This window comes from Streptomyces sp. PA03-6a (assembly GCF_033792765.1).
In the GTDB taxonomy this organism is placed as follows: Bacteria; Actinomycetota; Actinomycetes; order Streptomycetales; family Streptomycetaceae; genus Actinacidiphila.
In genome coordinates this window covers 1-1,988 of the sequence record NZ_JARAVK010000530.1, presented here as the reverse complement: position 1 = coordinate 1,988, position 1,988 = coordinate 1, and the positions used below count along the sequence as shown (strand labels likewise).

The 1,988-nt window shown below is 65.4% G+C and carries 1 protein-coding gene; it reads left to right on the top strand.

Annotation, left to right across the window (positions count from 1 at the left end):
- Nucleotides 1–1,988: type I polyketide synthase (locus PV350_RS46375; RefSeq protein WP_500339284.1), on the top strand; the 1,988-nt coding region annotated here is incomplete at both ends.

Sequence of the window (1,988 nt, the reverse complement as noted above, 5' to 3'; positions counted from 1 at the left end):
GGCCGGGACGCGGTGTCGTTGTTCCCGGACAACCGGGGCTGGGATGTCGAGGGTCTTTACGATCCCGACCCGGACGCGTCGGGGAAGACCTATGGCCGGTATGGCGGGTTCCTGCATGACGCAGGATTGTTCGATGCGGGATTCTTCGGGATCTCTCCGCGTGAGGCGTTGGCAATGGATCCCCAGCAGCGATTGCTGCTGGAAACGTCCTGGGAGGCATTGGAGCGGGCTGGGATCGATCCCACCTCAGTGCAGGGCCAGAACATCGGCGTGTTCACGGGTGCGGTGACAACGGAGTACGGAACGCGGTTGCATCAGGCTTCCGCTGCGGTCGAAGGGTTCGCCCTGACAGGGACAACGGGCGGCGTGGCCTCCGGCCGGGTGTCGTATGTGCTGGGTGTGGAGGGGCCGGCGGTCACGGTGGATACGGCGTGTTCGTCGTCGCTGGTGGCTTTGCATCTGGCGGTTCAGTCGCTGCGTTCGGGTGAGTGCTCGATGGCGTTGGCCGGTGGCGCGACGGTGATGGCCACCCCGGGCATGTTCGTGGAGTTTTCGCGTCAGCGTGGTCTGGCTGCTGACGGGCGGTGCAAGGCCTTCGGGGAAGGTGCCGACGGCACTGGCTGGGCCGAGGGTGTGGGTGTGCTGGTGCTGCAGCGACTGTCCGACGCGCTGCGCGAGGGCCGCGATGTCCTGGCAGTGATCCGTGGTTCGGCCATCAATCAAGACGGTGCGTCCAACGGGCTGACCGCACCCAACGGGCCCGCTCAGCAGCGGGTCATCCGCCAGGCACTGGCAAACGCCGGGGTCTCCGCGGACGAGGTCGATGCGGTAGAAGCCCACGGCACAGGAACCAGGCTAGGGGACCCCATCGAGGCCCAGGCCCTGCTGGCCACCTACGGCCAGGAACGGACGAACGGGCAGCCGCTGTGGCTGGGATCGCTGAAATCGAACATCGGTCACGCACAAGCCGCAGCAGGCGTCGCCGGCGTCGTGAAAATGGTGCTGGCAATGCGACAGGGGATCCTGCCACGAACCCTCCATGCCGACCAGCCCTCAAGCAGAATCGACTGGAGCACGGGAGACGTCCGCCTACTGAACGAGGCAATCCCCTGGCCCGAAACCAAGCATCCCCGACGCGCAGCCATCTCATCATTCGGAATCAGCGGCACCAACGCCCACCTCATCCTGGAACAAGCACCCACCACAGCCAATACCGGCCCCACTACGCCCGACACCGACAGCGACACCGCCGCGCTTGACACCGACGGCGCCATACGTGGTGGTGTGGTGCCAGTGGTGGTGTCCGCCCGGTCGGCGAAGGGGCTGGTTGCCCAGGCCCAGGCGGTGGCGACAGCACTAGAAACTGGTGCTGGTGCCGGGACACTGAACGGTGTGGCGCGGGGGTTGGTGACTTCGCGGGCGATATGGGAGCACCGTGCGGTGGTACTCGCTGCTGATGTGGATCAGGCGGTGGCGGGGCTGCGGGGTATCAGTAACGGTCACACCGACATGTCGCTGGTTGTGGGCAGTGTTCGTGGTGATCGTTCCGGGGTCGGTGTGGTCTTCACCGGTCAGGGTTCTCAACGGCCAGGGATGGGAGCGGAGTTGTATGCCGCATTCCCAGTATTCCGGGAAGCCTTCGATCTGGTCTGTGCTGAGCTGGACCGGTGCCTGGCAGGTCATGTCGAACATCCAGTTCGCGAGGTGGTCCTCGCCGAAGCTGACGGTCCGCTGACCGGATTGCTGAACCAGACGGTCTATACCCAGGCCGGGTTGTTCGCCATCGAGGTGGCACTGTTCCAACTGGTGTGTTCCTGGGGTCTCACACCGCAAGTGCTGATCGGGCATTCCATCGGTGAACTGGTGGCCGCACACGTAGCGGGCGTGCTGACCCTGCCAGACGCAGCCAGACTGGTCACGGCGCGAGGCCGGCTGATGCAGGCCCTACCCGACGGCGGCAGCATGACCGCAGTCACCGCAACCGAAGA